Origin of the sequence: Psychrobacter sp. (genome assembly GCF_030457785.1) — a bacterium.
GTDB lineage: Bacteria > Pseudomonadota > Gammaproteobacteria > Pseudomonadales > Moraxellaceae > Psychrobacter.
In genome coordinates this window covers 1-2,618 of the sequence record NZ_JAKDUI010000275.1, presented here as the reverse complement: position 1 = coordinate 2,618, position 2,618 = coordinate 1, and the positions used below count along the sequence as shown (strand labels likewise).

Here is a 2,618-nt window from a genome sequence, read left to right as displayed (position 1 = left end):
AAGTATGAGCATTACCTAAGAAACCCCTACCTCTAAGGTAGTGGGTAGTTCATTTCACGCACATCATTCACTTGTTTCTGTTCTGCATAACCAATATTTACGGTATCAACAGGAATACAAAGGAGGATTGTTCATTGAACACAAGTCAAACGAAACCAAGTCAAACAAAACCAGGCAAAAAAGACGTACTCATCATCGGCGCGGGCGGTGTTGCACAAGTAGTCGCGCATAAATGTGCGATGCATAACGATGTCCTCGGCGAGATTCATATTGCCTCACGTACCAAAGATAAATGTGATGCCATTGCGCAAAGCGTGACAGAAAAAGGCAGCTTTAAGCAAGATGCTGTCTTGCACACGCACCAAGTCGATGCTATGGACAGCCAAGCGCTGACCCAACTGATACAAGACACGGGCATACAAATCGTTATCAATGTCGGTTCGGCATTTATCAATATGACGGTATTAGAAGCTTGTATCGAAACGGGTACGGCATATATTGATACGGCCATTCACGAAGATCCACGTAAGATTTGTGAGACGCCACCATGGTATAACAATTATGAGTGGCAGCGTAAACAGCGCTGTGCCGACAATAATATTACCGCGATTTTAGGCGCAGGATTCGATCCTGGTGTGGTAAACGCATATGCACGTATCGGCTATGACATGATGGATGCAGGGTCGGTGACTGATATCGACATCATCGACATTAATGCTGGCAGTCATGGCAAGTACTTCGCTACTAACTTTGACCCTGAAATTAACTTTCGCGAATTTACGGGTACCGTCTACTCTTGGCAGGACAGCAAATGGCAGTCTAACAAGATGTTTGAAGTGAAGCGTACCGATGATTTTCCAGTTGTTGGTGTGCAAAACAGCTACTTAAGTGGCCATGATGAAATTCATTCGTTATCTGCCAATTTAGATGTGCCTAATATTCGCTTTTGGATGGGCTTTGGTGAGCATTACATCAATGTCTTTACCGTATTGCAAAACTTAGGTCTACTTTCCGAGCAGCCTGTGATGACGGCCGAAGGTCAGGAAGTGGTTCCGCTAAAAGTAGTAAAAGCAGTGCTACCAGATCCAAGTTCGCTAGCGCCCGACTATAGCGGCAATACTTGTATCGGTGATAAGGTCAAAGGTAAAATCAACGGCGTTGATAGTGAAGTGTTTGTCTATAATGTCTCAGATCACAAAGACGCTTACAATGAGGTCGGTAGTCAAGGTATCTCTTACACCGCAGGTGTACCTCCCGTTGCTGCAGCCATGCTGGTCGCGACTGGTGAATGGGATACTGGCAACATGGTCAATGTCGAAGAGCTAGACGCCAAGCCATTTATCAACTTGCTGAATAAGATTGGCTTGCCAACTCGTATCAAAGACGAGAATGGTGATAGAGCGCTTGAGTTTGATATATAATTTGTCGTAATCTGTATCCGAAAGCCCCTCTGACTCATTATTGAGTCAGAGGGTTTTTTGTTTCTATGAGAATAGATGAGAATGATTTTTAATATCATTTTATAGTTATATGGGTTAGTATCTCATCTTTGTATTATTTGCTAGACATCTTGTAACGGTAGAGGTTATATGTCTGTCAGCAAATATAATTGGGAGCAGTGGATGACATACACAGGATTTTTCTCTAAAAAATGGGCGATAGTAGGATTTACTTGTTTGTTGTATTCAACGTCATTTTCTGCATTTGGTTCGCAAACTGACGTGTTAGAAGTAGGGAGTCCTCTGAAGGGTGAGCTAAGTCATCTTAGCAGTGAGAAAAATAATATCAAACCGCAGCCTCTGGATATCAATGTTCCTTGCGATATGGGCGACTATCTGACAGGGTATGTAGAGAGTGGTGATATGATGATGATGGATGTCATAGATGCTACAGGAGAACTATCGCGCCGTTTGGTTGATCATAAGGGTGGCAAGCAAAATTTTTATTTAGTGGCAGAAAACTGCGATGCGACATGGCGCTTGTCTGGATCAGGCGCATACCAAGTAGTGCTTGAGCAACGCATCAGTTTAGCAGAGCAGAGTTCAGAAGGCTCTCTAGAAAGTTCTTTAGAAAGTTCTGATGCGCTACTCAGTCCAAAAGTATCGGCATTACGTGAGTCACTGGAAAAGGGCCAGAATAGCGATAGTTTTTGGGCAGATATAGAGGTATTGGGTACGCCGCTCATTGAAGATACTGCTGCTGGTACTGTGATGACATTTTTGGCGCGGGGCAATTATAACAACGTAAAACTTTTAGGCGCGCCTTCCAATAATCATGAGTCATTACAGCAACTGGCTGATTCTGATACATGGTACAAAAGCTTTGTGGTGCCAAAAGATACCCATTTTTCTTATCAGATAGCGTTCAATGTGCCTCAACTACCAGAACCTGGATTTGCACGTAGAGTGGCGATAAGAGCTGTGGCTCAAGCTGATCCCCATAATCATCATCCATGGCCTCGTTCAGCAATTGACAAGTACACAACCAAATCTACTATCGCGTTAAAAGATGCGCCAAAAAGGCCTTGGGTAGATGCACAAACAGATATCCCTAAAGGAGCGTTGTCTACTTTTAACATTTTACCGCAGAAATCCCCTACCTCTAAGGTAGTGGGATGA

At 43.5% G+C, this 2,618-nt stretch carries 2 protein-coding genes; both read left to right on the top strand.

Annotated elements, in window-relative coordinates; translation table 11 throughout:
* Positions 1-134 precede the first annotated feature (134 nt).
* Positions 135-1,421, top strand: a complete 1,287-nt coding sequence (locus tag L0J61_RS10480; protein WP_301466383.1) for a saccharopine dehydrogenase family protein — start codon at positions 135-137, stop codon at positions 1,419-1,421.
* Between the two features lie 201 nt (positions 1,422-1,622).
* Positions 1,623-2,618 carry an enterochelin esterase domain-containing protein gene (locus L0J61_RS10475; RefSeq protein WP_301466382.1) on the top strand — a complete coding sequence of 332 codons (996 nt, stop codon included), beginning with the start codon at positions 1,623-1,625 and terminating at the stop codon, positions 2,616-2,618.